This window comes from Kineosporia sp. NBRC 101677, assembly GCF_030269265.1.
Lineage (GTDB): Bacteria > Actinomycetota > Actinomycetes > Actinomycetales > Kineosporiaceae > Kineosporia > Kineosporia rhizophila.
In genome coordinates, this window is the sequence record NZ_BSTA01000001.1 from 1,136,791 (window position 1) to 1,162,099 (window position 25,309).

The window sequence follows — 25,309 nt, forward strand, 5'->3', positions numbered from 1 at the left end:
TTCCGCGTCTGTCCGGGACCTTGTTTCACAGGCGCCGGTCGGCCAGGACCGGGAACGACTCCCGGTACTGCGCGACGGCGGCCGGGTCGATCTCGGCCACCAGGACGGTCTCGTCCTCACCGGCCTCGGCCAGCACCTCACCGGTGGCCGAGACCACCTGGCTGTGCCCGCCCATTCTGGTGCCGGCGTGGGTGCCGGCCGTGTTGCACTGGACCACGACCGCCTGGTTCTCCACCGCGCGGGCCCGGCCCAGCAGCCGCCAGTGCTCCACCCGCGGCGCCGGCCAGGCTGCCGGGATCACGAACATCTGGGCCCCGGCCGCCGTGAGGCCCCGGTACAGCTCCGGGAAGCGCAGGTCGTAGCAGGTGGACAGGCCCGCCACGAGGTGACCGTCGGCCGACTGCAGGCCGGCCGTGACCAGCTCGGTGCCGGCCTCGATCAGGTCCGGCTCACCGGCGGAGAAGCCGAACCGGTGCACCTTGCGGTAGCTGACCATGGGCAGGCCGTCCCGGCCGATCAGCACCGAGGTGTTCCACCGCCCGCGTCTCTGCGGCCCGGGGTCGGCGCCGTCGCGGGCCTGTTCGATGATCGATCCGGCGTGCACGTAGGCGCCGATCTCCTTGGCCGCCCGGCAGATCGCCCCCACCGTGGGCCCGTCCAGCGGCTCGGCCGCCTCGGCCCAGCGCCGGTAGCCGAACCCGGTCGGCGCCCAGAGCTCGGGCAGCACCACCAGGTCGGCGCCGGACTGCGCGGCGACCAGCGCGGCGGCGCGTTCCACCCGCTCGGCTACCGGTTCCTCGTCGCCATAGGCCAGCTGGAGCACGTGTACGCGCATGACGGCCAGCGTACGGGTCCGGCCCGGTCACCCGGCCGCGGGCAACTGCGCAGCTACGCCGGACGGTTGCCTGACACAATCACCGCGGCGGATTTCTTGGCCCCGGAGGCTTACCGGCCGGGCTGCGCCGACCGATGCACCCGACGAGTCAACGCCCATCTGGAGCCTCATGCCCACGCCCACACCACCCGATCCGGACCAGCCGGCCCGCGAGCCGGCCGAGCCGAACCCCGGCCAGGTCATGGCCGACGCCGGCACCACCCCCGAGCCGGGTGCCGGCGCGGCGCTGACCCACCGGCAGATCGTGGTGATCATCAGCGGCCTGATGATGGGCATGCTGCTGGCCGCCCTCGACCTGACCATCGTCTCCACGTCAATCCGGACCATCTCCGACGACCTCGACGGGCTGAGCGTCCAGGCCTGGGTGACCACGGCCTACCTGATCACCTCGACGATCAGCACCCCGCTCTACGGCAAGCTGTCCGACCTGTACGGGCGGCGGCCGTTCTTCCTCACCGCGATCTCGCTGTTCGTGGTCGGCTCGGCGTTGTGCGGCTTCGCCCAGGACATGTACCAGCTGGCCGCCTTCCGGGCGTTCCAGGGCCTGGGCGCGGGCGGGCTGTTCTCGCTCGCCCTGGCGATCGTCGGCGACATCGTGCCGCCCCGGGAACGGGCCCGCTACCAGGGCTACTTCCTGGCCGTGTTCGGTTCCTCGAGCGTGCTCGGGCCGCTGGTGGGCGGGTTCTTCGCAGGTGCTGACACGATCCTGTGGGTCAGCGGCTGGCGCTGGGTGTTCCTGATCAACGTCCCGATCGGGATCATCGCCCTGGTCGTGGTGGCGCGGGTGCTGCACATCCCGCACACCCGCCGGGACCACCGCATCGACGTTCTGGGCGCCGTGTCGCTCACCCTGATGCTGGTACCGCTGCTGACCGTGGCCGAGCAGGGCCGCGAGTGGGGCTGGGGCAGCGCCGGCTCGATCACCTGCTTCGTGGTCGGGGTCACCGGTTTCGTGCTCTTCCTGTGGGCCGAGCGGCGGATCGGCGACGACGCCCTGCTGCCGATCCGGCTGCTCGGCAACAAGACCTTCACGGTCGGCTCCACGCTCAACTTCATCATCGGCATGGGCATGTTCGGCGGTCTCGCCGCGCTGCCGCTGTACCTGCAGATCGTCAAGGGCCACACGCCGACCGAGTCCGGCCTGCTGATGCTGCCGCTGACCGCGGGAATGATGTCCGGCTCGATCGTCTCCGGCCAGTTCATCTCCCGGACCGGCCGCTACCGGATCTTCCCGATCGCCGGCTCGGTCCTGTTCACCACCGGCATGTTCCTGTACTCGACCATGAACGTGGACACCTCGCTGGTGGTGGTCGGCTGCTTCGCCCTGGTCTTCGGTCTGGGGCTGGGCTTCAACATGCAGACGCTGGTGCTGGCCATGCAGAACTCGGTGCCGCCGCGGGACATGGGGGTGGCCACCTCCTCGGCCACGTTCTTCCGCCAGATGGGCGGGACCCTGGGCACCGCGGTGTTCCTGTCGGTGCTGTTCGGCTCGGTGGTAGGCAATATCTCCGACGAGATCGCCCGGTCCGCGGCCGATCCCGGCTCGGCGTTCAGCCGTGCCCTGGCCGACCCGGCGGTGGCCGCCGACCCGGACAACGCGCCGATCGTGAACCTGGTGAAGAACGGCACCGGCGGAGGGATCTCGATCGACGACTCCTCCTTCCTCGGCCGTCTCGACCCGGCGCTGGCCCGGCCGGTCCTGGAGGGCTTCGCCGACTCCATGCATCTGGTCTTCCTGATCGGCGCCGGGGTGCTGGTCCTGGCCTTCCTGATCAGCTGGTTCCTTCCGGAGGAGCAGCTGCGCACGCAGTCGGGTCTGCAGGCCCGGGCCGCGGCGGAGTAAAAACCCAACCACAGCAATGGCAACCGATGGACGTCCGGTGGCACCGGACGTCCATTGGTTCTGCTCGTGTGGTTTTGGGACTTCCCGGGAGTTCACCCGCTCGTGTGACTAGGGCGGGCAGGCATGGCGCAAGCGATCACGGCCCCCTGACGATCAGGGCTCCGATCCGCACCGCCGAAGGGAAGTGGACCAATGAAGGCTCACCTCACCACCCGCGCAGTCACCACCCTGGGGAGCATCGTCCTCCTCGTCACTCTCGCCGGAGCCGGCCACAAGTGGTGGTGACAGCAGCGGGGTCCGTGGCTGCGGCCGCGGACCCCGCGTCTGCCGTCCTGCGGAACGGACCGACCGGTCCCGGGCCTGGACCGACCGGTCCAGCAGCCGGATCGTCCGGTCCGGTCCGGCGACCGACCGGCCGGTCCAGGTGATCCTGACTGTCCTGGCCACCCTGCTCCTGCTGCTGCCGGCGGCGTTCGGCGGCAAGTTGTCCCGCCTCGCCGAGGTGGAGATCGCCGGACGGCACTGGCTGCTGCTGGGCCTGCTGCTCCAGGTGGTGGCCATCGGCCTGGGTTCCCGGGTTCCCCGCGAGGTCGCGGCCGGACTGCACATCAGCAGCTACCTGGTGCTCGGTGCGGTGATCTGGGCGAACCGCGCTCTGCCCGGGGTCCCGCTGATCGGACTGGGCGGGCTGGGTAACGGCCTGACCATCGCGGTCAACGGCGGGACGCTGCCGGCCTCGGCCGAGGCGATGGCGGTGGCCGGTCTCCGGACCGAGGGGGACGGGTTCAGCAATTCGGCGCCGCTGGCCGAACCGCGTCTGTGGTTCCTGGGTGACGTGTTCGCGATTCCCGCCCCCATTCCCCTGGCCAATGTGTTCAGTGTGGGTGACGTGCTGATCCTGGCCGGTGTGGCGCTGGCCTCGGCCCGGATCTGCGGACCGGCCCGCTCCGGTTCCGGCTCCCGATCGTGATGATCGGTACGTCGTGATCATTGGTCACCTCTGGCAGGATTCGGCCGGTGAACATCCTGATCAAGATTGTGGTCAACGCGGTGGCGATCTGGGTCGCCACCGCGCTGGTACCGGGTGTCGAGGTGACCGGGGACGACACCGGCCAGACGGTGCTGACCCTGCTGGTCGTCGGCGCGATCTTCGGTCTGGTGAATGCGGTCGTCAAACCGGTGGTGAAGCTCTTTTCTTTGCCGTTTTACTTCATCACACTGGGCTTGTTCGCCTTCGTGGTGAATGCCCTCATGCTCGAGCTCGTGGCCTGGCTGTCGGGCCGGCTGAACATCTCGTTCACGATCGACGACTTCTTCTGGTCGGCGCTCGGGGCGGCCGTGGTGGTCACTTTCGTGAGCATGGTTCTGAATCTGGTTCTCCCGGACAGTGACTGAAAGTAGCTGTCTTTAGCGCTTCCGGCCGCAGACAGGGACGGTGGGCAGCGCTACCCAGGTGGGCGTGGGAGGATCGAACCGGTCGAGAGCCGCGCGAGCCGTCTGCCGGATTCCAGCCCGGTGGCCGACGGTTCGAGTGGCTGTGGAAGGGGTACGGCAACGTGGACGACGAGCAGGGGCCCTGGTGGACCCGCCCGCCGGAGCCCGGTCCGCGGGTGCACCTGCGCGACGAGGACCGTGACACGAAGACGTCCCTGCAGGACGACGAGACCTCCGATCCGTACGAGACGGAGATCTACCGTCCCGGGTCGCACTCCCCCTCACCGGAGCAGCGCGACGTCCAGCCGCCCTACGCGCCCGACACCGGGTTGCCGTCGCAGGGGGGCTGGCCCGACGCCACCCCGGTGCCCCAGCCGCCCTCGTCGCTGACGAGCCCGCGCTCCGAGGCCGGGCACGACGCCTCCACCATGCCTCTGCCGCTGATCGAGGAGCAGGGCGTCACCTCCGACGCGCCCCCGGCCGACTCGACCCAGCCCAACCCGCTGGCCACCGAGACGCCGGTCGCCCCTGCCCCCGCTCCGGCTCCGAAGCCGAAGAAGCCGCAGGTGCGCCGGGTCGCGGCGCCGGAACCGCCGGCCCGGCCGGTGAAGCAGACCAAGCCCCGGCCGGTGGTCCCGGCCGACCGCAACGCCTACGCGCCCCCGCAGAACGGCGACATCTGGGCCACCTTCAGCGGGCCGATCCCGCTGCCCGACGAGGTGCTCGCGCAGCGCGGCCAGACGCCGCAGAAGAAGGCCGCTGCCCCGCCGCCACCCCCGCCCCGGCCCGAGGCCTCCCCCCGGGGGGACGACGACGCACCGAGCCCGCTGCGGCAGTTCTTCACCGTGCAGCTGCCCGAGGCCCGCTTCGTGCTGATCGCCATCGCCGGTGGCCTGGTGGTGCTCCTGATCGTGCTGGTCGCCCTGCTCAGCGGGGGCGGCGGGGCGGACGAGGCCAAGCCCAAGATCACCCCGACCAGCCTGGCCGTGCCCCAGCTGGGCAAGGTGAAGGCGGTGGACGCGTCCAAGATGCTGCAGCGCGCCGACGCCGAGTCCGGCGGCAAGGTGGTCGAGGCCTACGAGTGGTCCGACCAGAACGGCAAGAACCTGATCGCCGCGATCCGGATCCCGGCCGCCAAGCGCAAGACCACCCTGAAGGTGGTGCACGTGGTCGGGCTCGACGGCGGCGACCCGGACGTGAGGCGCGAGATGACCGACCCGGACCTGCCGGCCTGCGACAACGGCCGGGCCGGCGGGCAGGCGAGCTTCGCCAAGGAGGGGATGCAGGTGGTGAACCTCGACGGCGACGGCTTCGCCGAGGTCATCGTGGGCTGGTCCTCGCGCTGCGGCAAGGCGTCCGAGAGCGTGGCCAAGCTGGCCCTGCTGAGCAACGGCAAGAAGTACATCGTGCGCGGCACCGGCGTGCTCAAGTCCGGCAAGGGTTCCACCGAGCCCGCCGATCCGGAAGTCGGGAAGTGGCCGACCGGCTACTACGACACCGTGCGCGAGAACTACGGCCGGATGTTCTTCCCGGTCAGCGAATAGGCCGGGTGTCCTTCTCGGCCGGTCGCCGTTCGTCCTTAGAGTGAGGCCGGTCGAAAGGCACCGGCCCGCCCGCAGGGAGGACACCCATGCCCCAGTACCTCGCTCTGCTCTACGACATCGAGGACGAGGACTACTCGCAGCCGGAGTACGCCGAGGCCACCGCGGCGCTGCTCAAGGAGTACGAGGAGTTCGACCGGGTCGCGGCCGAGGCCGTGCGCGGGGGTAACGCGCTCTACCCCAGCTCCACCGCCACCACCGTGCGCGTGCGAGGTGGCAAGGGCGGCGAGGTGATCACCACCGACGGGCCGTTCGCCGAGACCAAGGAGGTGCTCGGCGGGTACTACCTGCTCGAGGCTCCCGACCTGGACGCGGCTATCGCCCTGGCCGCTCTCATCCCGGCCGCCTGGACCGGCTGCGTCGAGGTGCGGCCGGTGATGACCTTCGACGGTCGCACCGAGGAGGAAATCACTGGTCAGTGACGTTGCCGGCGCCCTCGAGCAGACCATCCGGCTCGAGGGCGCCCGGGTGGTCGCCGGGCTGGTGCGCGCCCTGAACGACGTCCAGCTGGCCGAGGACGCCTTTCAGGAGGCGTCGGTCCGGGCCCTGCGCTCGTGGCCCGAGGCCGGGGTGCCGGACAACCCGCGGGCCTGGCTGACGGTGACGGCCCGACGCTGCGCGCTGGACGTGGTGCGGCGGGAGAGCCGCCGGGACGAGCGGGAGGCCGAGGCGATGCGGCTGCAGAGGCTGTTCCAGGCCGAACCGGCCGACCAGGAGATCCCGGACGACCTGCTGCGTCTGGTCTTCACCTGCTGTCATCCGGCGCTGTCGGTCCCCGCACAGGTGGCGCTGAGCCTGCGCACGCTCTGCGGGCTGAGCACGGCCGAGGTGGGCCGGGCGCTCCTGGTACCAGAGGCGACTGCGGCGAAGCGGCTGACCCGGGCCCGGCAGAAGATCGCCCGGGCCGGTATCCCGTTCCGCATACCCGCCACGCACGAACTGCCGGCCCGGGTCGAGGGGGTCGCGGCCTGTGTGTACCTGCTCTTCAACGAGGGGTACTCGGCCACCGCGGGCGAGGATCCGATCCGGCCGGCCCTGGCGGACGAGGCGATCCGGCTGGGGCGACTGTTGCACCGGCTGCTGCCCGACGAACCGGCTCTGACCGGGCTGCTGTCGCTGATGCTGCTGCAGGACTCGCGCCGCCCGGCCCGGATGCGCGACGGCGAACTGGTGCTGCTACCCGATCAGGACCGTTCCCGCTGGCGCGCAGACCTGATCCGCGAAGGGGTGGCGTTGCTGGGACGCGGTCTGGCCCAGACCCCGAACCGTCCTGAACCGTACGTGGTGCAGGCCGCCATCGCCACCTGCCACGCGATCGCCCCGAGCGCTGAGCAGACCGACTGGGCTGCGATCGTCTCCTGGTACGACGTGCTCCTGACGGTTTGCGACACGCCGGTGGTGCGGCTGAACCGATCGGTCGGCGTTGCTGAACTGAACGGTCCAGCCAGCGCATTGGCCGAGATCGACGAGCTCACCGGGCTGAGCGACTACGCGCTCTGGCACGGGACGCGGGCGTTGCTGCTGGACCGGCTGGGGCGGCCGGTCGAGGCCGAGGCCGCCCGGGCCCGCGCCCTGGAGCTGGATGTGAACGCGGCGATCAGAAGACGGCTGCAGAGGAGCTAGGGCGTGTGGTCGCCGTCGAACTCGTCCGAGGGCTCGTCGTCGGGCAGGACTTCGTAGGCCCGCAGGAAGGTCTCGACGCCCAGGCTCACTGCGGCCTCGAACTCCTCGGCGCTGATGCGCTGGGTGCCGAGCACGGTCAGCTCGGGCAGTTCGGCGTTGATCAGCACCTGGAACTGGCGACCGGCCCGGACCGGGTCGTCGATGTCCAGGTAGCCGGCGTTGCCCAGCATGGCCAGCCGCCCGGCCAGGGCCTCCTGCACCGGGCGCACCGCGCGCTCCTGCACCACCTCGTAGATGGCCGGGTCGCGGCCGATCTCGGCGGCGATCATCCGGTCGAGGTAGACCGAGCACGGGCTGAGGGAGCAGTCGGCCAGGGCCAGGCCGAGCTGGAAGAGGCTCTCGCGCCAGCCCTCCGGGGTGAGGTCGAGTTCGCGGACGGCGGCGAGGGAGGCCTCGTTCTGCTGCCGGGCCGAGTCGGCCACCGACTCGCGGAACAGCTGCTCCTTGCCACCGAAGTGGCTGTACACGGTGGGCTTGGACACGCCGGCCCGGCCGGCGATCGCGTCGATGCTGGCGCGCTCGTACCCCTCGTCGCCGAAGATCGGCGCCGCTGCCTCCAGAATCTCGCGCCTGCGATCCCTCAGTGCCACGAGCTTGATTGTAGGTCCAGTTTCCTCTGACTCAAGAGGCACTTCTTCCGCACTTACCAGTTGGTTGAATCAAACCAGCGAGTTTAGTTTGACGAGCATGACAGTCAAGGAGATGCGGTGGCCGGCCCTGACCGCCGTCGCCGGGGCGGCCCTGCTGGCGGTGCTCGACGGCACGGTCGTGGCCGTCGCCCTGGAGTCGCTGGCCGACTCCTTCGACGCCCGGATCGACCAGGTGGTGTGGGCGACGATCGCCTACCTGCTGGCGGTGGCCGCGGTGCTGCCGGTGCTGAACTGGCTCACCGTGCGGTACGGCCCGCGGACGATGTTCACCGTCGGGCTGCTGCTGTTCGTGGCCGGGTCCGCGCTGACCGCCCTGGCCTGGTCGGTGCCCGCGCTGATCGGCTTCCGGGTGGTCCAGGGACTGGGCGGCGGCATGATCGAGCCGACCGCGATGACCTTGGCCGCCACCCTCTCGCCGCCGGAGCGGATGGGCCGGGTCATGGGCGTGATGGCGGCGGTGATCAACGTGGCCCCGGTGGCCGGGCCGCTGGTCGGTGGGCTGCTCCTGCAGACCGGGCACTGGCAGTGGATCTTCTTGGTCAACCTGCCGCTGGGAGCCGTCGTTCTGGTAGCCGTGCTGTCCGCGACCCGATCGATGACCCCCGCGCCCTCACCGTCGTCCTCAATTGATCAGCCCCGCGCCGACATACCGGGGCTGCTGATGCTGACCTTCGGCTTCGTGGCGCTGCTGTTCGCCCTCAACCGCTCCGGCGAAGCCGCCGGACCGAGCGCACTCCTGGTTCTCGTCGGTCTGGCCGGAGCCGGGCTCTTGATCGCCTACGGGCCCTACGCCCGGCGACTGTCCCGGCCGCCGGCGCTCGACCTGCGACTGCTCGGCCGGCCCGGGTTCGGCGCCGGTCTGGCCATCATGGGGCTCACCGGTCTGGTCATGTTCGCCATGCTCACCTCGCTGCCGCTGTTCGGCGCCGAACGCTTCGGCCTGACCGGGCTCGAGCAGGGCGTGCTGGTCAGCGCCCTCGGCCTGGGGCTGCTGGTCTCGATGAGCTCGAGCGGACGGCTGAGCGACCGCCTGGGCGCCAGACCTCTGGTGGCCGGCGGATCAGCGGTGACAGTGGTGACGACCGGGACGTTCGCCCTGGCCCACGACGAACTCCCGCTACCCGTTCTCTTCGCGCTGTTCGTGCTCGTGGGCCTGGCCTTCGGCTGCACCGCAGCCCCCACCGTGGCCGGGGCGTTCCGCATGCTCGAGCCGGGCGAGCAGTCGGCCGGCAGCACGGCACTGTTCATGACCGTGCAGTTCGGCGCGTCCCTCGGCGTGACCTTGCTGGGGTTACTGCCCTCGGTCGTGGACGACTGGGTGCGCTGGCTGTTCCTGGTGATCGCGCTGGCCCAGGTGCTGGTGTTCGCCCTGAGTTCGCGGCTTCGGGCGGCACCACCGGCGGCGCCGATGGATCACTTGACCAGCGGGCAGCCGCCGCACTTCTCCTCGTCCTGACGGTAGAACAGGCAGCACATGCCTCGCACCGGGTCGAGCACTTCACGCCCGGCCTCGGTGCACACGGTGCGGACCGTACCCCGGCGCCGGATCGGCGCCCCCTCGGCCACCAGAGCGTCGAGCAGCAACTGCCCGGCGGCCCGGCCCTCTTCCTGACTCTGCCCGGCCAGGAGAGGGGCCTTGGTGGACGGGCTCAGCACCGAGTCGGCCATCTGGTTCCAGATCGCGACCGTGCCGTATCGGGTGTGCGCGTGAACCTGCTCGACCAGCACGGAGAGCGTGGCGTAGGCACCCCGGGCCGCCCAGGAAGCAAGTGCGGCCCGGTCTTGGACGACGGTGACGTGCGGCCCGCCGGCCAACGAGTCGTCGGGGAGCACAGCCAGACGCGGGGAGCGGAGGGCGATCTGCGCGACCAGCCCTTCCTCGTCGAGCCGCAGCATCAGCGAGTCGGGCCCGGTGTCGTAGGCACGGCCGGCCACCGCGAGCGCCACCGCCAGCCGGCCGACCGCCGCATAGCCGAGGCTGCCTGCCAGCCGGGCCCCGAACACGGCCGGCCCGACCTGGGTGTGCGCCGCCTCGGAAGCGAGCATCGACTGCGTCACCTCACGGGGAGTGAACCAGTCGGGGCTCTGCGGAACCCGCGCGAAGTCGGGCGCGGCGTAGCTGTGCGGGGTGTCCGGAGTCAGGGCCCGCAGCTGATCGGCCAGCAGCATCACCGGGTTGGCCTCGGTCACGAAATGTGACTCGCAGGTAGGACGCGAGAGGAGCCGAACAGCACTGTGACCTGCCATCTTTCCCCTCCCAACGAGTCGGCGTCGTCACTGACCGGAGCAACTATAAGGTAAGGCTAGCCTTAAAGCGTGGAGCCGGACGACGTCACCTCTGGGAGTTCCTGAACGTGCAACGCCCTGTACGCAGCACCCTCCTGTCGGTGATGGACGGGCGGTACTTGAGCAGAATCCGCGATCACGCTGAGACACGACACGGTGTCTTCTTGGCGCCCTCGGCCGGACCGGCGGCACCTGGCCCCCTGTCCGCCGCACAGTGCGTCGTGTTGAAGTGATCCACATGGCCGTGGTCCTGCTCGCCCGAAATCCCACCGACACCGTCACCCACGGGCTGCTCCCGGCCGCCCGCGACCTGGGTCTTCCGGTGCGGGTCCTGACCGACGAGCCGGATGCGCACCGGCGCACCTACGCGGGGCAGCACGACCGGTTGGGACGGCCCGAGGTGGTCGGCTGCGCAGTGCAGGACGTGCGCGCGGTCCTGGCCACGATCGAGGCCACCGGTGACCCGATCGCCGTGATCAGCAACAGCGACCACCTCCAGGTGCAGACCGCCCTGGTGGCGAACTACCTGCAGCTGCCCGGCAAGGACTGGCGGGCGGCCCAGCGGGCTCGTGACAAGGGCCTGATGCGGGCCCGGCTGCGGGCCCGGGGTCTGGACGACACCTACTGCCGCCGGCTGGTGCCCGGCAGCGCTCTTCCGGACGACTCCGAGATCCCCTACCCGGTCGTCCTCAAACCCGCCGAAGGCGTGGCCAGCGAAGACGTGGTGATGATCCGCGACCGCGAGGAGCTGGTGCGCCGGGTGGCCGACGTCCGCTCCCGACGGCGGGAAAGCGATCTGCTGCTGGAAGGCATGCTCGAAGGGCCGTTGCAGACCCTGGAGACCCTGGGCGACGGTGACCGGTTGCGGGTGCTCGGCGGGTGGCAGACCCGGGTGTCACCGCCGCCCTACTTCATCGAGGAGCGCCTCACCTGGGATCCGCAGCCCGACCCCGAGGTGACGGCCACGGTGCTGAGCCAACTGCAGGGGATCGGCGCCGGCTTCGGGGCCTGCCACACCGAGTTCGTGCTCACCCCGGCCGGGCCGCGCATCGTCGAGGTGAACGATCGGCTGATCGGCGACCACTGCGACTTCGCCATGGCCCGCCTGCTCGGCGAGCCGCTGTTCCACGATGTGTTGCAGCTCCTGATCGGCGAACCCCTGAAGCCGGATCCGCCCGTCTCGGAGCCTCAGGCCGGCGTCGTGCACTGGGTTCTGGTCGAGCAGGACGCGGTGCTGAACCGGGCGCCGGAGGAGTTCTACGAGAACCGGCTCCGGGACGGCGAGAGCTACCGGCTGAGCTACCGGCCGATGAAGCCGGTCGGTGTGCCGGTGCAGGTCACCGGCACGAACCGGGACTACCTGGGCTCGGTCACCGTCACCGGCCCCTCGGCGGTCGGCGTCGAGGCCGTGACCAGCGAGTTCCTGGCCGGTGGGCACTGGGTGATCGGGTGATCGGCGCGCTTTCGGGCCGCGATGTCGTGGCCCCGTGGGAACAGGACCTGATCCTGCGGCTGGGCACGGCCCTGCTGCGTGAGGACGTGGCCGGTCTGCGCAGCCGCGGCGTGCTGCTGCCGGTGTCGAGGGCCCGGGTGGCCGGAGCGCGGCCGGAGCGGCGTTCGTCGATCGGCTGGACCCGGCGCACCGAGCCGGCCGAGACCGACTTCTGGCTGGCCCTGAACGGGTTGCGGATGCCGGTGCGGGCCGGCTCCCGGGAACGCGGCGACCTGGTCAGCGACCTGGTCATGCGCAAGCCGCTGGTGATCCAGGTGGGGCCGATCCGGATGGACCCGGCCCGCCGGTACTCGCGGCACCTGGGGTCGGTGGTGCGGGCGGTCGAGGCGGAACTGCTCACCAGCGTCGCCCCCGAACTGGCGGCCGAGTTCCGGGCCGGTTTCGAGGCGCTCATGGTCGAGGCCCGTTCCGCAGCCCGCGCCGCGCGGCTGCGTCGGCGGCGGCAGCCCGAGGTTTATGGACGTTTGCGAGCGGCTTCGCAGGGCACCGCTCCTTTGGCTCGGGTCTCGTTGGACGGAACGGCGCCGGCTACCGCCCTGGACACTGATTTCTGGCTTGCCACTGAGTCTCTGGCCGCCCAGCGGGACCACCCGATCTACCCGCTCTCGATCGCCCGGGTCGGCCTGCGACCGACTGATCTACCCCGCTGGGCACCGGAACACGCACCGCGCTTCGGGATGCGCTGGGTATCGGTGCCCCGCGACCAGGTCCAGGCCGGGGGCGAACTGCCCAACTGGTGGCCCGAGACCCCGGAGGCCGAAGTCGCGCTCCCGGTTCACCCGGCCATGACAAAGGGGCAACTGACCGAGGCGGCCGGCGTTTCCTGGCAGCCCTTGCCCGCGCCCCGGCTGCAGGTGCGCCCCACCCTCTCGATGCGCACAGTTGTGCCCGAGTCCGACCCGTCGGTCCACCTCAAGGTCCCCCTGCCGATGCGCACGCTGGGCCGGCTCAACCTCCGGCTGGTCAGCCAGGCGTCACTGGCCGACGGTGCCGTTCTGACCCACAGCCTCGGCCGGCTCCTGCAGCAGGACGAGCAGTTCGGCCACTCGGTGCTGATCGCTGACGAGTCCTCGTGGCTACATACCAGTGGCCACTTGGCTGTCCTGGTGCGGCGCTGGCCGGATCTGGCCGACGCCCGGGTGCTGCCGGTGGCCGCGCTCACCGCTCGTGGCTGGGACGGCCGACCGCTGGTCGAGGTGCTGGCCCAGGAGTTCTTCGCCGGTGATGTCGACGCGTTCCTGGACGTGTACCTGCGCCGACTGCTGGCGTGGCAGCTGGCCCTGTGGCTGCGCTACGGCATCGTGCACGAAGCGCATGCACAGAACGTGCTGATCGCCGTGGATCACCAGCACGGGATCCGGCTGCTGCTGCGCGACCTGGACAGTTGCCTGATCGATCCCGAGCTGGCCACTGCCGCCCTGGGTGAGGCGGCTCCGGCGGGCCTGGCCGACGAGCGGCTGATCTCGAAGGACCCGGTGGATCTGGCCGCCATGTTCGTGACCACCACGCTGCACCAGTGTGTGGCAGCGGTGCTGGTGGAGACGGCTCTGGCTCTCCGGAGACCGGTTGCGCCCCTGCTCGCCCGAGTGCGGCCGTTGCTGCGCGAACTTGCGGACACGCACCGGGGCGCACGCGACACCGCACTCCTGACCTCAGGGATCATCCAGGCGGAGAGACTGCCGGTGAAGCGGACGCTGACCGCCGCCACGCTGCTGCCCAAATCACGCACGGGAGCTGCCGACGTGAACAAGTTCTACGGCGCCGACGCGCCTACTTACCTATGATCCGGCCGACGCTCGACGTCTGCCGGATCAGCCCGGCACCGGTCACCGCCGAGGCCGTGACGGTGGTGGCGCTGCTGAACTGTCTGGTGCGAGAGGTGTCCGGGCCTGGGGGGAACGTGATGCCCGACGGCCCCGAATGGGCGCTCATCAAGCTGGAGAAATCGGGCCGGAGCTTAAGGGCGCGGCTTGGTCGGCCGATGAGGAATGTTTCCCGTGGAACATCGGAGCCGCGCTTCACCGGACAGGTGCAGCTCGGGGACGTTCAGGGGCAGGCGTGGCTCGGCTGGCGTGAGCTACTGGCCGTGGTCGACGAGGAGCTCACCGCGATCACCGGGACGTCGGCCGATCACCTGCCTGACCAGATCGCGGCCTCCCAGGCACTGATCACCGAAGCGCTGAACCGTCCGCACACGTCGGCAGCCGATTACCTGGAGCTGGAGCAGTCCCTCCTCAGCGGCCACCGCTTCCATCCCGCGCCGAAGGCCCGGTCGGGACGGGAGGACGAGGTCCGGCGCTATGCCCCGGAGCTGGGTGCCCGATTCCAGCTGCACTACCTGGCGGTGCGGACCGAGCTCATGCGCGAGACCCACGTCTCGGACGCAACGCCGACCGGGGAAGAGGCGGTGCCGGACGGATATCGCCTGCTGCCCGTGCATCCCTGGCAGTACGCGATCCTTTCGCGGGGTGACGAGCTGCCCGCGGCGCTGGCCGACCGACGCGCCATCGACCTCGGCCCCAGCGGTCCGTCGATGCGGGCCACTTCCTCGGTGCGAACTGTGGCCGCCGACGACAACGGTTTCCTGAAGCTGAGCCTCAGCGTGCTGATCACCAACTGCCTGCGGATCAATCCGTGGCACGAGGTCCAGGCCGCGGTCATGCTGGCCGGCCTGCTCGAGCCGCTGCGCCGCGACCTGGCCACCCGCTTCCCCGGCACCGTGCTGCTGCGGGAGACCTCGGGCCTGACCGCCGGCCTCGGCCCCGGCCTGGCCGACCAGCTCGGCGTCATCCGCCGGGAGGGCCTGGCCGGACGGCTGCAACCGGGAGTGCAGGCAGTACCGGCCGCCGCTCTCACCGAGCCGGTGCCGCACCCCGCACTGGCCCGGCTGCTGGAGCGGATCACCGCCGACCGCGAGGTGCTGCTCGACTGGTGGCAGCGCTACGTGCGCCTGGTGGTGCCGCCGGTGCTGCATGCCTACGCCCGGCACGGCGTGGTGTTCGAGGCGCACCTGCAGAACGTGGTCGTGGGGCTGCGCGACGGCCTGCCCGTACAACTCGTCCTGCGCGACCTGGAGGGCGTGAAGCTCGTGCGAGAGCGGCGGGCTGAAGACCTGGCCGCCATGCCGGCGCGGGTACGCGCCCACGTCGGCACCCCGCAGGGCCGGGGCTGGGACCGGGTGGCCTACTGCCTGCTGATCAATCACGTGGGCGGGCTGGTGGCCGCGTTGGCCGACCGGGATCCGATGGCCGAGCCCGCGCTCTGGGAGATCGTGTCCGACGTGCTCTCCGGCGTCGAGCCGTTCGCCGAACTGGAGGGCGTCCTGGCCGGCGAACCCGTGCCGGCCAAGACCAACCTGCTGACCCGCTGGCGCGGCGCCGCCGACCGCGACAGCGGTTACGTGCCGCTCTACCTGCCGTTTCCGGCCTGAGGAACCCGGGCGAACAGGCGGCCCCGGGCCACTGGGGAGAACTCAGGCAGTTCCAACCCAGCCAGAGCCGAAACCCCCGCCGTCCAGACTCCAGGCGCACCAGCGTCTTCAATTGAGACCGTTCGCCCCAGCGCCGCCGACGTGTACGTGGCCATGGTGCAGGCCAGGGTGTGCAGGGCATCGCGACCGGTGGCCGCCGGTCGCCCGCCCGTGCGCACTGCGTCGGCGATGTCGGCCAGGGCCAGCGTCATGGCGGCCGACATCTTGGCCGGCAGTTCCACCCCGACGGGTACGTCTGCGCTGTGCGTTCCCTCGACGGTGGTGACCGTTATGCCTGCGAGGGGCGCCCAAGGCGGCGTGCTGTCGTCGACGTAGTGGATCACCAACCTGCCCTCGGTACCGGTGACCTGCACTCCCCCCGGCCCGTGCCCCCAGGCCATGTTCACCATCGCGACGCTGGTGCGATCGCCCTGGTCAGCTTCGAACCGGGCCAGGGCCAGAGTCTCCACGCCATCGCCCCAAGCCCCCGGCAGGTCGGCATCGGCGAACCCGGAGACCCTCACGAACGGAGCGCCCAGCAGCTGTTCGGCCAGGTAGACCGCGTGCAGCATGTCCATCAGCACGCCGCCCCCGGCGGCAGCGGGATCGTGCCGCCAAAGGGGGCGATAGCCACCGGCGCCGGGCAGGTCGAGCACCCCTAGGTAATTCACGGTGACCGTACGAATGGCGCCGAGCTCGCCAGAGGCAATGATGCGGCGGGCAGCGATGAATTCGGGCAGGAAGAGATAGTTGTGGACCACGCCCAGCACTACCCCGGCTGCCTCGGCTGCCTTCACTGCAGCTTCCGCGTCGGCCGGCACCGAGGCCAGGGGCTTCTCGCAGATGATGTGCTTACCGGCTTCGGCCGCGGCCACCAGGAGATCGCGCCGCCGGTTCTGCGGGGTGCAGATGTCGACCACGTCCACGTCGGGCGACCGGATGGCCTCCAGCGGATCTGTGTACGCCCGCACCGGATCCAGCGTTACCATCTCCCGGGCCGCCCGCAGCCTCGACGCCGTGGGGTCGGCGACCGCCACCACCTGATAGCGCTCGGGGTCGGCCAGGAACACCGGCAGATGCATGTTCAGCGCGATGTTCCCGCAGCCGATCAGGGCCACCCGCAGAGGTTGCGTCACTCGGACTCCCTCTCGTTCCGGGCCGTCGGCCGCAGCTCGTGCGCCAGTTCGTCGAGTTCGTCCCCACCCGCCATCTCCTGGGTGAGGTCGGTCAGGGTGATCGCCTCGCGCCGCGAGTCCAGCCGGGTGGAGCCCCGTTTCAGCACGATGAAGTGGTCGCCGACCAGATAGGCGTGGTGCGGGTTGTGCGTGATGAACACGACGCCGAGCCCGGCGTCCCGGGCGGCCGCGATGTACTTCAGCACCACGCCCGACTGCTTCACGCCGAGCGCGGCCGTGGGCTCGTCGAGGATCAGCACGCGGGCACCGAAGTAGACCGCCCGGGCGATCGCCACGCACTGCCGTTGACCACCGGAGAGCGTGCCGATCGGCTGGTTGATGTCCTGCACGACGATGCCCATCTTGCGCAGTTCCTCGTCGGCGATCCGGCGCATCTCGCGGATCCGCATCCCGGCCAGCGGGAACGATCCGTGACGAAGTTCCGCCCCCAGGAAGAAGTTCCGCCAGACCTCCATCAACGGCACCACGGCCAGGTCCTGGTAGACCGTGGCGATCCCCCGGTCGAGGGCCTGCCGCGGCGAGTCCAGCACCAGCGTCTCGCCGTCTACCTGGAACGTGCCCTCGGTGTGCGGATGCAGCCCGGACATGATCTTGATCAGCGTGGACTTGCCCGCCCCGTTGTCGCCCAGCACGCAGGTCACCTCGCCCGCGGCGACCTTCAGGTCGACGTCGGACAACGCCCGGATCGGGCCGTAACTCTTTCCCACGCCGTGCATCTCGATCAGCGTCATGCCCCTGCCCTCCGGCTCGGCCGGCTCGCCGTGGCCAGGGCCTTCACGTACAGGTTGACCATCACCGCGAGCAGGAGCATCACCCCGAGAAAGGCCTTGAACCAGTTCGGGTCCCAGCCCGCGTAGACGATGCCCAGACTGGTCATGCCGAAGATGAAGGCGCCGATCGCGACGCCGATCACGTTGCCGAAACCGCCGGTGAGCAGCGTGCCGCCGACCACGGCGGCGATGATGTACAGGAACTCGTTGCCCACCCCGTTGCCGGCCTGCAGGGTGTTGAAGCGGTAGAGGCTGTGCATGCCGACGAACCAGCCGAGGAACGAGACCGTCATGAACAGGCCGATCTTCGTGCGCAGGACCGGCACGCCGACCGCCCGGGCGCTGTCCGCGCTGCCCCCGACCGCGAAGATCCAGTTGCCGGTGCGGGTACGTTGCAGCACCCACCCGGCCAGGCCGGTGAACAGCAGCCACCACACCACGGTGCCCCAGACCGTCACGCCGCCGATCTCGGTGCTGGAGGCGAAAACGTTGCCCAGTACCCCGAACCCGTCCATCTTGGAGACGTCCGGGGAGGTGACCGAACCGGTGACCGCCTTGGTGATGCCCAGGTTCGCCCCCTGCAGCACGAAGAACGTGCCCAGGGTGATCAGGAAACTGGGGATGCCGGTGCGCATCACCAGGTAGCCGTTGACGAAACCGATGAGCAGGCACAGGGCCAGGCTGAGCAGCGCCCCCACCCACAGGTCGATCCCGAACCACCAGCAGAACATCGAGTTGGCCAGGGCCGAGGTGGTGACGATGACGCCGGCCGACAGGTCGAACTCACCGCCGATCATCAGCAGGCCCACCCCGATGGCGACGATGCCGATGGTGGAGGACTGGTAGAGCACGGTCAGGAACGAGTCGCCGGAGCGGAACGCCGGGGCCACGACGAGGAAGAAGATCAGGATGACGACCGCGGCCGCGGTGGCCCCGATCTCCGGCCGGGCGAACAGGCGCCGCGACAGCGGGCTGTCCAGGACCGGCGTGGTCGAGGTCAGGTTCTCCTGGGTGGCGGTCATCAGCGGGTCCCGTTCGCCACGAACGGCAGGATCTGGTCGATGTTCTCGCTGTCGACGAACGACGGGCCGGTCAGGACCGCCTGCCCGCCACCGAGGTCGTTACCGTTCTTGACCGCCAGGTAGAGCGAGGTGATCGCCATGAAACCCTGCATGTAGGGCTGCTGGTCGATGGAGAACTCGATCTTGCCGTCCTGGATCGCCTGCGCCGCCTCCTGATTCAGGTCGAAGGTGACGAGTTTCGCCTCGCTGCCGCTGGCGTCCATCGCCTTGATCGCGTCCAGCGCGATCGGGGCACCCAGGCTGACGATGTAGTCGATGGACGGGTCCTGGGCCAGCTTGGCCTGCAGGGTCGCCACCACGGCGGCGTCGTCGGTGCCGTTGACCTGCAGGTTCTCAGTGCCCGGAACGCCGGCGGCGACACCCGCGCAGCGGGCCTCGAGGGAGACCGAACCGGCCTGGTGGATCACGCACAACGGATGTTTCGCGCCCTCGGCGGCCAGTCGCTCCCCGGCCGCCTCACCGGCCGTGGTCTCGTCCGAGCCGAAGTACATGTCCGCCCCGAGCCGCTGGTAGTCGTCGATCCCGGCGTTCAGGCCGACGATCGGGATGCCCGCGTCGGCAGCGGCCTTCACCGATCCGGCCAGGGCGTCCGGGGTGACCAGGGTGGTGGCGATACCGTCGACCTTGCTGTCCACCGCGTTCTGGATCAGGGTGGCCTGCTTGCCCGCGTCCGGGTCGTTGGAGTACTTCAGGTCGATGCCGGTGTTCTGCGCAGCCTGCTCGGCCCCGGCCCGGACGATGTCCCAGAACGAGTCGCCCGGGGTCTCGTGCGTCACCATCGCGATCGTGTAGCCCGAGTCGTCCCCGGCGGTGCCGGCGCCCCGATCCGGCTCCTTGACCCGTCCGCCCTCGCTGCAGGCCGCCAGCCCGGCCACCAGCGCGGCCGCCGCGCACACCGCGATACCCGTTCTGAGCATGCGAAAATCCCTTCGCTGCTTCTTGTTCCACGAACGACGATTTGTGCTGACAACCTTCTATGTTCGCTTGTCAGAAGTTACAGTCATAACGGTCGGATCGTTCGACATCGAGATCAATGCCCTCGACCGCCTCCAGCGACGAACGGGCCCGGGAGGGTCTCATGCCGATCGAGATGCCGATCGGGCCGGCCCTGCCCGCCCTGGTGGTCGACCGGTCCAGCCCGGTGCCGCTGTACTTCCAGCTCGCGCAGCACCTGGAGCGCGCCATCGACCAGGGTCAGCTGCCGCCGGACACCATGCTGGCCAACGAGATCCAGCTGGCCGGGCAGCTCGGCCTGTCCCGGCCCACGGTCCGCCGGGCGATGCAGTACCTGGTCGACAAGGGGCTGCTGGTGCGGCGCCGCGGGGTCGGTACCCGGGTGGTGCAGCCCCGGGTGCGCCGCCCTCTGCAGCTCACCAGCCTGCACGACGACCTGCTGGCCGGGGGCCGCCTCCCCCGCACCCGGGTGCTGTCCAACGTCGTGGAACCCGCCAAGCCCGACATCGCCCAGGTCCTGGCCCTGCCCAGCGGCACCCCGGTGATCTCGCTGGTGCGCCTGCGCTCGGCCGACGGCCGGCCGATCGCCCGGCTCACCAACCACCTGCTCGGCGACCTGCCCGACGCCCGCAGCCTGACCACCCAGGCCCTGGAACAGCACGGCCTGTACGCGCTGCTGCGCGCCGCCGGGGTGGTTCTGCACGCGGCCCACCAGAGCATCGGCGCCCGCCCGGCCACGCTCGCCGAGGCCCGCCTGCTCGACGAGACCAAGGGCGCGGCCCTGCTGACGATGAGCCGGCTCACCTTCGACGAGCGGGGCCGGGCCGTGGAGTACGGCACCCACGTCTACGTGGCCTCGCGCTACAGCTTCGAGCTCAGCCTGCTGAACGGCTGACACCGTGTGACAATGCGCTGGCCGACGGCTTCGGTCAAACCGTTGGTAATTGTCAAGTCACCCCCGGTGTAACCAATCGGTCAGATCGGGCGTACGCTGCGTTGTGTGCTCAATGCGGATAGTCGCCGTCCTGGGGTGACCGTCCGCCGGAACCGCCGCGTGTCCTCGACCTGAGAGGGCCGGAACGAGGGAGCCGAGTTGCGGTGAAGTCGGACACCAACCCCTGGGGTCGCTGGTACGAGGTGGGCGACCGGGTCTTCGTGCGGCGCAACCGCACACTCGACGTGAATGCCGGGCTGATCCTGGGCGACGAGCGCTGCCTGGTCGTCGACACCCGGGGCAGCGAGCGCGAGGGGCAGGAGCTGCGCCGGGCGATCCGCTCGATCACCCCGCTGCCGCACCTGGTGGCGCTCACCCACTCGCACTTCGACCACTGCTACGGCACCTCGGTGTTCGCCGACGCCCAGCCGGACTGCGAGATCTGGGCGCACGAGCGCTGCTACGCCGATCTGGCCGGCTCGGGGGTGCGGCAGCGCGCCGAGATCTCCACCTGGCTGCGTGAGTCCGGCGAGGAGGTGCTGGCCGACGAGGTCGACGCGGTCCGGCTCACCCTGCCCAACCACACGATGACGGCCGACGTCACGCTCGACCTGGGCGGCCGGTCGGTGGTGCTGCACCATCCCGGCCGCGGGCACACCGACCACGATCTGGTGGTCGAGGTGCCGGACGCCGACGTCACGTTCCTGGGCGACCTGGCCGAGCAGGGGGCGCCGCCGTCGTTCGACCACGCCTTCCCGCTGGAGTGGCCGGACACCATGACCAGGCTGATGGAGCGGGTCGGGCGGGTGGTCGTGCCCGGGCACGGGCACCCGGTGGACGTGGGCTTCCTGGTGCGCCAGCGCACCGAGCTCGCCGAGGTCGCCAACCTGGCCCGCAAGCTGCCGCCGCACCTGGACGACGCCGAGCTGGAGTGGCACGCCAACCGGCTCGCGGTCGGCGGGGCGGCCGGTTTCATCGCCCTGAAGCGGGCCCAGGAGCACCTGGCCGAGCTGGTCAGCTCCGGCAGCCGCGCCGGTCGCCTGTCGTAAAGGCCCTACGATTGCCCTTTCGGGCGTGGGCTCGCGCGTAGGTGGAGGGAACGGTTCTGTGATCCAGGTGGACGACGTCCTCACAGCGGTCGAGGGTGCCGAGCTGGTGCGTCAGGCCACCGGTGGCGAGGCCGGGCGGTTCGGCCGGGCCAGCGTCGACACCCGGGACATCACCGGTGGCGAGCTGTTCGTGGCCATCCCCGGCCCCACCCGTGACGGTCACGACTTCGCCGCGGCCGCCGTGCGGGCCGGGGCCACCGGGGTGCTGATCAGCCGCCCCCTGGCCGACACCCCCGAGCTGGCCGGGCTCGACGCCACGGTGATCCGGGTGCCCGACACCCTGATCGCCCTGCAGCAGGCCGCCGCCCAGGCCCGCCGCCGCAGCACCGCCTCGGTGGTCGCGGTCACCGGGTCGGCCGGCAAGACCACCGCCAAGACCCTGATCGCCCAGGTCCTGCAGGCCAAGTTCGAGGTGCTGGCCAACAAGGCGAGCTTCAACAACCACCTCGGCGTGCCGCTCACGCTCACCCAGATCGAGCCCGCACAGACCCACGTGATCTCCGAGATCGGCACCAACCACCCGGGCGAGATCGGCCACCTGAGCGGCCTGGTCGCCCCGGACGTCTCGGTGGTCACCAACGTCGGTTTCGCCCACCTGGGCAACTTCGCCGGCCAGCCGGAGCTGGCGCTGGAGAAGACCGACATCTTCAACCACACCCGCCCCGGCGGTACCTGGATCGTCAACGGTGACGACGAGCTGCTCACCAGCACCACCCTCGGCCTGCCCGGGGCCGCGGAGGCCACCGTGGTGCGGGTCGGCTTCGCCCCCGGCAACGACCTGCGCGCGGTCGACGTGAGCGTGGACGAGAACGGCACCCGCGGCCGGATCGAGGTGGACGGGCAGACGCTGCCGTTCAGCATCGGCGCGGCCGGGCGGCACTTCGCCTACGCCACCATGCTGGCGGTGGCGGTCGGAAGGGCTTACGGCATCGCCCCTTCCGAGGGCATCGAGGCGCTGCGAGGGGTGCAGCCGCCGGCCGGCCGGGCGTCGCTGCGGCGGATCGACGACGAGCTGCTGATGATCGACGACAGCTACAACGGCAGCCCGGACGCGATGATCGGCTCGCTCGACCTGCTCGCCGCCCTGCCCGGTGAGGTCAAGGTGGCGGTGCTGGGGCAGATGGGCGAGCTCGGCGACTTCTCGCACGAGCTGCACACCCGGGTCGGGCACAAGGCGGCCGACTGCGTCACCGACCTGATCACGGTGGGCCCGAACGCGGCGCCGTTGCAGGCCGGGGCCGTGGAGCACGGGCTCCCGGCTTCCCGAGTGTCCACCGCCGGATCTGCCATGGAGGCGTTCGGGCAGGTCAAGGCCGTTCTCGAGGCTCAGGGAACCACCGCTGTGGTGCTGGCCAAGGGCGCCCGGGCGATGCACATGGAGCGGGTCTACCTGGGGCTGGCCGGGCACCAGGTGGTCTGCGCCCTCACCTCGTGCCCGCTCTACATCAACTGCGCCGACTGCCCCAAACTGACCACGGGCTGACCATTCTCGGCTGCTTCCCGCAGGCGGACCGCCTCCTGTTCGAAAGCGGCTGCGGCTTGCAGGCATTCGTCCCGATCGGGCGGTGTGCGAGAGTACAGAGCCCGATTGAGGACGTCGAAAGCGCCTTCCAGCGCGTGTTTCTGTTCCGGTGCGGTGTAGTAGCGAGGACCCAGCAGCCGGTCCCGTAGTGACTGCAGCGTCTCGTTGGCCGCCCGCGCCGCCCCCTGGGCGGCGAGCTCCGACTCCAACTCCAGGAACGCTTTTCGTAAGTCGGGATCGTAAGGCGGGTCAGCGTCCACAATTTTTCGGCGCCCGGTGACCCGGGCCACCAGCCGGGCCAGCTGCCGCAGCAGGAAACGGCGGAACAGCCAGATCACCAGCAGCACGACGCCGAGCACGACCGGGCCGACCACCCCCGCCACGAAGGCGGAGAACCGCTCGGCCAGGTCGTTCATCGCCCGGTTGAACGCCGAGTTGAGGTCGTCCAGGAAGCTCTCGTCGAGGCCACCAGCGGGGGTCGACTCGAACGTCACCCAACCTGCGCCGGGGAACCAGACCTCGGCCCAGGCGTGTGCCTGGGCCTGCCGGATGAGCTGACGGTCGTCGCCGATCGACTCCTTCCCCTCGGCCAGGTAACCGACCACCATCCGGGCCGGGATCCCGCCGGAGCGCAGCAGCATCACGGCGGCGCTGGCGTAGTGCTCGCAGAATCCCTGGTGAGATTCGAAGAGCGCGAAGTCGACAGCGTCTGCGCCGGACGGGGGTACGGGCGCGTCCAGGGTGTAGCTCATCGACTGCCGCAGCCGAGTGCCGACCGCCTGCACTGCGGCGAGCCGGGTGGTCGCGCCGCCCACCAACTGCTCGCCCAGATCACGCACGCGCGCCGGGAGGGTGTCGGGGACCTGGAGGTAACGGGGGTCGATCAAGGCGTCGGGGTCAGCCACTGCGTCGTCCGCCGCGCCTTCGAGCGCGGCGGGGTTCGAGATGTCGGGGTAGACCTGGCTCGTGACCCTGTACTGGTCCTCGTTCTGGCTGGGCATCACCACCCGCTCGCCAGGGGAGACGAACGTGCGTTCGGCATAGCTGCTGGGAAGGTCGGCGGTGAGTACACGGCCCGGGGCGATCAGCTGGGCCGGGCCGTTCCCCCGGTTGACCACCTGATCGGTGCGGGTACTGCCGAGCTGGGTGTCGCCCCCGTCCAGGGTGCTGGCTCCCCCATCGCTCCCGAGGCCTTCGATGCCTAGGTCGCCGGGGTCGGCGGGGTTGGTGAAGTCGTCTTCCGGGTCGGCGAAGGGGTCGGTCAGATCGGGGGACGACTGGCTCGGGTCGGGCGTTTCGGTCGCGTCCAGGTTGTTGTCGGGGTCTGTGTCTTCTGCTTGGTCTTCTGCCTGGCCTTCTGCTTGGCCGGCGGTCAGGTTTGCGGTGTCGTCGCCGCTGGTGCTGAGCCGTACGCCGGATGCGCTGGGGGTGAGCGTGGTGCGCAGGTTCGAGGTGCCGGTGACCTGCCAGCCGACACCGTTGTAGGAGTCCAGCGTTGCGGTGCGCCAGTGGCTCGGGCTCTCCAGGGGGATCTCGGCCACGGGGTAGTCGCCGAGGGGGCCGCGCGAGTTCAGGTCCATCCGTCCGCCCAGGAACTTGGTCTCCCAGGCCCGGGCGTTGTTGCCTTCGCTCTGGTCGGCGGCCGACGCGTTGCCGTTGCCCAGGTTCCGGAACTCGGCGCCGCCTGCGGCCAGGGCCAGGCCGGAGCTCAGGACGATGGCCAGCAGCACCGGCACGATGCGCCAGCGGAACACCGCGGCCAGTGCCGATTCGGTGGAGGCCACCGGCCCGGCCCCGCGGCGGATGACGGTGGTGCGGACATCGGGGTTCGGCGCGGCCAGGAAGTTCAGCTTGGTCAGGGCCAGCAGGGCGGCCGGCCAGCCGATCACGATGGGCACGAGGAGCCGGAGCCCGGAGGGGGCGGCGACGCAGGCCAGACCGAGCACGGCGGTGCCCAGGACCAAGGCCGACTGGGTGCCCCGACGGTGACCGATCTCCAGGGTCACGGCGATCAGCGAGCCGGCGGCCAGGGCGGCCAGCATTCCCAGAGGCAGGCCCTGCGGCACCGCCAGGACGTCGGCGGCACCGGCCAGCGGGCTCGAGGCGGTGCCGGTCAGGAGGTTCTGCGGCGAGGTCGCCGCCGTGGCTCCCACCACGAGCGCCAGGGCTGCCCCGGCCACCGAGCTGCGGCCCCACGAGGTCTCGGTGAGCTGCGGGAAGCGGGTCGGCACGAAGACGCCGACGAGCACCACGAGCACCATCACCAGCAGGCAGACCGCCCCCGGCAACAGACCGGCCAGACCCAGCGCCAGGGCGGCCGAGACCAGGGTCAGCAGCGTGGGGACGTTCCGTATCTCGTTCATCCGGC

Annotated in this window: 21 protein-coding genes; 13 read left to right on the plus strand and 8 right to left on the minus strand. The window is 70.5% G+C overall.

What is annotated here, in order from left to right; translation table 11 throughout:
- Positions 1–25: 25 nt before the first annotated feature.
- Complete coding sequence (locus tag QSK18_RS05165) at positions 26–835, minus strand: carbon-nitrogen family hydrolase (protein WP_285616781.1); 810 nt, start codon at positions 833–835, stop codon at positions 26–28.
- Positions 836–1,076: 241 nt separating this feature from the next.
- Here QSK18_RS05165 and QSK18_RS05170 point away from each other — a divergent pair, with 241 nt between their 5' ends.
- The 6 genes from QSK18_RS05170 to QSK18_RS05195 all read left to right on the plus strand — a co-directional run bounded on the left by QSK18_RS05170 (position 1,077) and on the right by QSK18_RS05195 (position 7,396).
- The gene (locus QSK18_RS05170) at positions 1,077–2,738 is read left to right on the plus strand and encodes an MDR family MFS transporter (RefSeq protein ID WP_352396466.1); all 1,662 of its coding nucleotides are present in this window, start codon (positions 1,077–1,079) and stop codon (positions 2,736–2,738) included.
- A 424-nt stretch (positions 2,739–3,162) separates the two neighbouring features.
- Complete coding sequence (locus tag QSK18_RS05175; RefSeq protein WP_285616788.1) at positions 3,163–3,708, plus strand: DUF5317 family protein; 546 nt, start codon at positions 3,163–3,165, stop codon at positions 3,706–3,708.
- Positions 3,709–3,755: 47 nt separating this feature from the next.
- Positions 3,756–4,133, plus strand: coding sequence for a phage holin family protein (locus QSK18_RS05180; RefSeq protein WP_232808788.1), 378 nt, complete (start codon positions 3,756–3,758; stop codon positions 4,131–4,133).
- A 161-nt stretch (positions 4,134–4,294) separates the two neighbouring features.
- The gene (locus QSK18_RS05185; protein WP_285616790.1) at positions 4,295–5,716 is read left to right on the plus strand and encodes a M949_RS01915 family surface polysaccharide biosynthesis protein; all 1,422 of its coding nucleotides are present in this window, start codon (positions 4,295–4,297) and stop codon (positions 5,714–5,716) included.
- Positions 5,717–5,802: 86 nt separating this feature from the next.
- Complete coding sequence (locus tag QSK18_RS05190) at positions 5,803–6,195, plus strand: YciI family protein (protein ID WP_285616792.1); 393 nt, start codon at positions 5,803–5,805, stop codon at positions 6,193–6,195.
- Positions 6,196–6,241: 46 nt separating this feature from the next.
- Positions 6,242–7,396 (plus strand): RNA polymerase sigma factor, encoded by a 1,155-nt coding sequence (locus QSK18_RS05195; RefSeq protein WP_285616794.1) that lies wholly within the window; start codon positions 6,242–6,244, stop codon positions 7,394–7,396.
- Here the strand turns inward: QSK18_RS05195 and QSK18_RS05200 are convergent.
- A complete protein-coding gene (locus QSK18_RS05200) occupies positions 7,393–8,046 on the minus strand; it encodes a TetR/AcrR family transcriptional regulator (RefSeq protein ID WP_232808791.1) in 654 nt (217 codons plus the stop codon). The two genes, QSK18_RS05195 and QSK18_RS05200, sit on opposite strands and share 4 nt — an antisense overlap.
- A gap of 97 nt (positions 8,047–8,143) precedes the next feature.
- On the opposite strand from QSK18_RS05200, the gene QSK18_RS05205 reads away from it, so the two are divergent.
- On the plus strand, positions 8,144–9,562 hold the full coding sequence (locus QSK18_RS05205) for an MFS transporter (RefSeq protein ID WP_285616796.1): 1,419 nt from the start codon (positions 8,144–8,146) through the stop codon (positions 9,560–9,562).
- On the opposite strand, the gene QSK18_RS05210 is transcribed toward QSK18_RS05205, so the two are convergent.
- On the minus strand, positions 9,520–10,296 hold the full coding sequence (locus tag QSK18_RS05210) for a (2Fe-2S)-binding protein (protein ID WP_232808793.1): 777 nt from the start codon (positions 10,294–10,296) through the stop codon (positions 9,520–9,522). The two genes, QSK18_RS05205 and QSK18_RS05210, sit on opposite strands and share 43 nt — an antisense overlap.
- Positions 10,297–10,630: 334 nt before the next feature.
- Here QSK18_RS05210 and QSK18_RS05215 point away from each other — a divergent pair, with 334 nt between their 5' ends.
- The 3 genes from QSK18_RS05215 to QSK18_RS05225 all read left to right on the plus strand — a co-directional run bounded on the left by QSK18_RS05215 (position 10,631) and on the right by QSK18_RS05225 (position 15,335).
- Complete coding sequence (locus QSK18_RS05215) at positions 10,631–11,845, plus strand: ATP-grasp domain-containing protein (RefSeq protein ID WP_285616799.1); 1,215 nt, start codon at positions 10,631–10,633, stop codon at positions 11,843–11,845.
- Positions 11,842–13,689: an IucA/IucC family protein gene (locus QSK18_RS05220; RefSeq protein ID WP_285616801.1), complete on the plus strand. Its 1,848-nt coding sequence runs from the start codon at positions 11,842–11,844 to the stop codon at positions 13,687–13,689. Before QSK18_RS05215 ends, QSK18_RS05220 begins: the two co-directional genes overlap by 4 nt.
- A gap of 197 nt (positions 13,690–13,886) precedes the next feature.
- The gene (locus QSK18_RS05225; RefSeq protein WP_285616803.1) at positions 13,887–15,335 is read left to right on the plus strand and encodes an IucA/IucC family protein; all 1,449 of its coding nucleotides are present in this window, start codon (positions 13,887–13,889) and stop codon (positions 15,333–15,335) included.
- Here the strand turns inward: QSK18_RS05225 and QSK18_RS05230 are convergent.
- From QSK18_RS05230 to QSK18_RS05245, 4 genes are read right to left on the minus strand one after another with little or no spacing between them, the layout of a single operon-like run.
- On the minus strand, positions 15,314–16,510 hold the full coding sequence (locus tag QSK18_RS05230) for a Gfo/Idh/MocA family protein (RefSeq protein ID WP_232808797.1): 1,197 nt from the start codon (positions 16,508–16,510) through the stop codon (positions 15,314–15,316). The genes QSK18_RS05225 and QSK18_RS05230 overlap by 22 nt on opposite strands.
- Complete coding sequence (locus QSK18_RS05235; protein WP_232808798.1) at positions 16,507–17,301, minus strand: ATP-binding cassette domain-containing protein; 795 nt, start codon at positions 17,299–17,301, stop codon at positions 16,507–16,509. Before QSK18_RS05235 ends, QSK18_RS05230 begins: the two co-directional genes overlap by 4 nt.
- Positions 17,298–18,362 carry an ABC transporter permease gene (locus QSK18_RS05240; RefSeq protein ID WP_232808799.1) on the minus strand — a complete coding sequence of 355 codons (1,065 nt, stop codon included), beginning with the start codon at positions 18,360–18,362 and terminating at the stop codon, positions 17,298–17,300. The genes QSK18_RS05235 and QSK18_RS05240 overlap by 4 nt, the downstream gene beginning before the upstream one ends.
- A complete protein-coding gene (locus QSK18_RS05245; RefSeq protein WP_232808800.1) occupies positions 18,362–19,339 on the minus strand; it encodes a substrate-binding domain-containing protein in 978 nt (325 codons plus the stop codon). Before QSK18_RS05245 ends, QSK18_RS05240 begins: the two co-directional genes overlap by 1 nt.
- A gap of 161 nt (positions 19,340–19,500) precedes the next feature.
- On the opposite strand from QSK18_RS05245, the gene QSK18_RS05250 reads away from it, so the two are divergent.
- The 3 genes from QSK18_RS05250 (at position 19,501) to QSK18_RS05260 (ending at position 22,902) form a co-directional block, all read left to right on the plus strand.
- Entirely contained in the window at positions 19,501–20,271 is a 771-nt protein-coding gene (locus QSK18_RS05250; protein WP_232808801.1) for a GntR family transcriptional regulator, read from the plus strand.
- Positions 20,272–20,474: 203 nt separating this feature from the next.
- Positions 20,475–21,359 carry an MBL fold metallo-hydrolase gene (locus QSK18_RS05255; RefSeq protein ID WP_232808802.1) on the plus strand — a complete coding sequence of 295 codons (885 nt, stop codon included), beginning with the start codon at positions 20,475–20,477 and terminating at the stop codon, positions 21,357–21,359.
- A 58-nt stretch (positions 21,360–21,417) separates the two neighbouring features.
- The gene (locus tag QSK18_RS05260; RefSeq protein WP_232808803.1) at positions 21,418–22,902 is read left to right on the plus strand and encodes a UDP-N-acetylmuramoyl-tripeptide--D-alanyl-D-alanine ligase; all 1,485 of its coding nucleotides are present in this window, start codon (positions 21,418–21,420) and stop codon (positions 22,900–22,902) included.
- Here the strand turns inward: QSK18_RS05260 and QSK18_RS05265 are convergent.
- On the minus strand, positions 22,860–25,304 hold the full coding sequence (locus tag QSK18_RS05265) for a transglutaminase TgpA family protein (RefSeq protein ID WP_285616812.1): 2,445 nt from the start codon (positions 25,302–25,304) through the stop codon (positions 22,860–22,862). The genes QSK18_RS05260 and QSK18_RS05265 overlap by 43 nt on opposite strands.
- Between the last annotated feature and the right edge of the window lie 5 nt (positions 25,305–25,309).

Coding starts and splice junctions, on each gene's coding strand:
- QSK18_RS05165 (WP_285616781.1), bottom strand. CDS start 835: ATGCGCGTACACGTGCTCCAGCTGGCCTATGGCGACGAGGAACCGGTA.
- QSK18_RS05170 (WP_352396466.1), top strand. CDS start 1,077: ATGGCCGACGCCGGCACCACCCCCGAGCCGGGTGCCGGCGCGGCGCTG.
- QSK18_RS05190 (WP_285616792.1), top strand. CDS start 5,803: ATGCCCCAGTACCTCGCTCTGCTCTACGACATCGAGGACGAGGACTAC.
- QSK18_RS05205 (WP_285616796.1), top strand. CDS start 8,144: ATGACAGTCAAGGAGATGCGGTGGCCGGCCCTGACCGCCGTCGCCGGG.
- QSK18_RS05215 (WP_285616799.1), top strand. CDS start 10,631: ATGGCCGTGGTCCTGCTCGCCCGAAATCCCACCGACACCGTCACCCAC.
- QSK18_RS05225 (WP_285616803.1), top strand. CDS start 13,887: ATGAGGAATGTTTCCCGTGGAACATCGGAGCCGCGCTTCACCGGACAG.
- QSK18_RS05235 (WP_232808798.1), bottom strand. CDS start 17,301: ATGACGCTGATCGAGATGCACGGCGTGGGAAAGAGTTACGGCCCGATC.
- QSK18_RS05240 (WP_232808799.1), bottom strand. CDS start 18,362: ATGACCGCCACCCAGGAGAACCTGACCTCGACCACGCCGGTCCTGGAC.
- QSK18_RS05245 (WP_232808800.1), bottom strand. CDS start 19,339: ATGCTCAGAACGGGTATCGCGGTGTGCGCGGCGGCCGCGCTGGTGGCC.
- QSK18_RS05250 (WP_232808801.1), top strand. CDS start 19,501: ATGCCGATCGAGATGCCGATCGGGCCGGCCCTGCCCGCCCTGGTGGTC.
- QSK18_RS05265 (WP_285616812.1), bottom strand. CDS start 25,304: ATGAACGAGATACGGAACGTCCCCACGCTGCTGACCCTGGTCTCGGCC.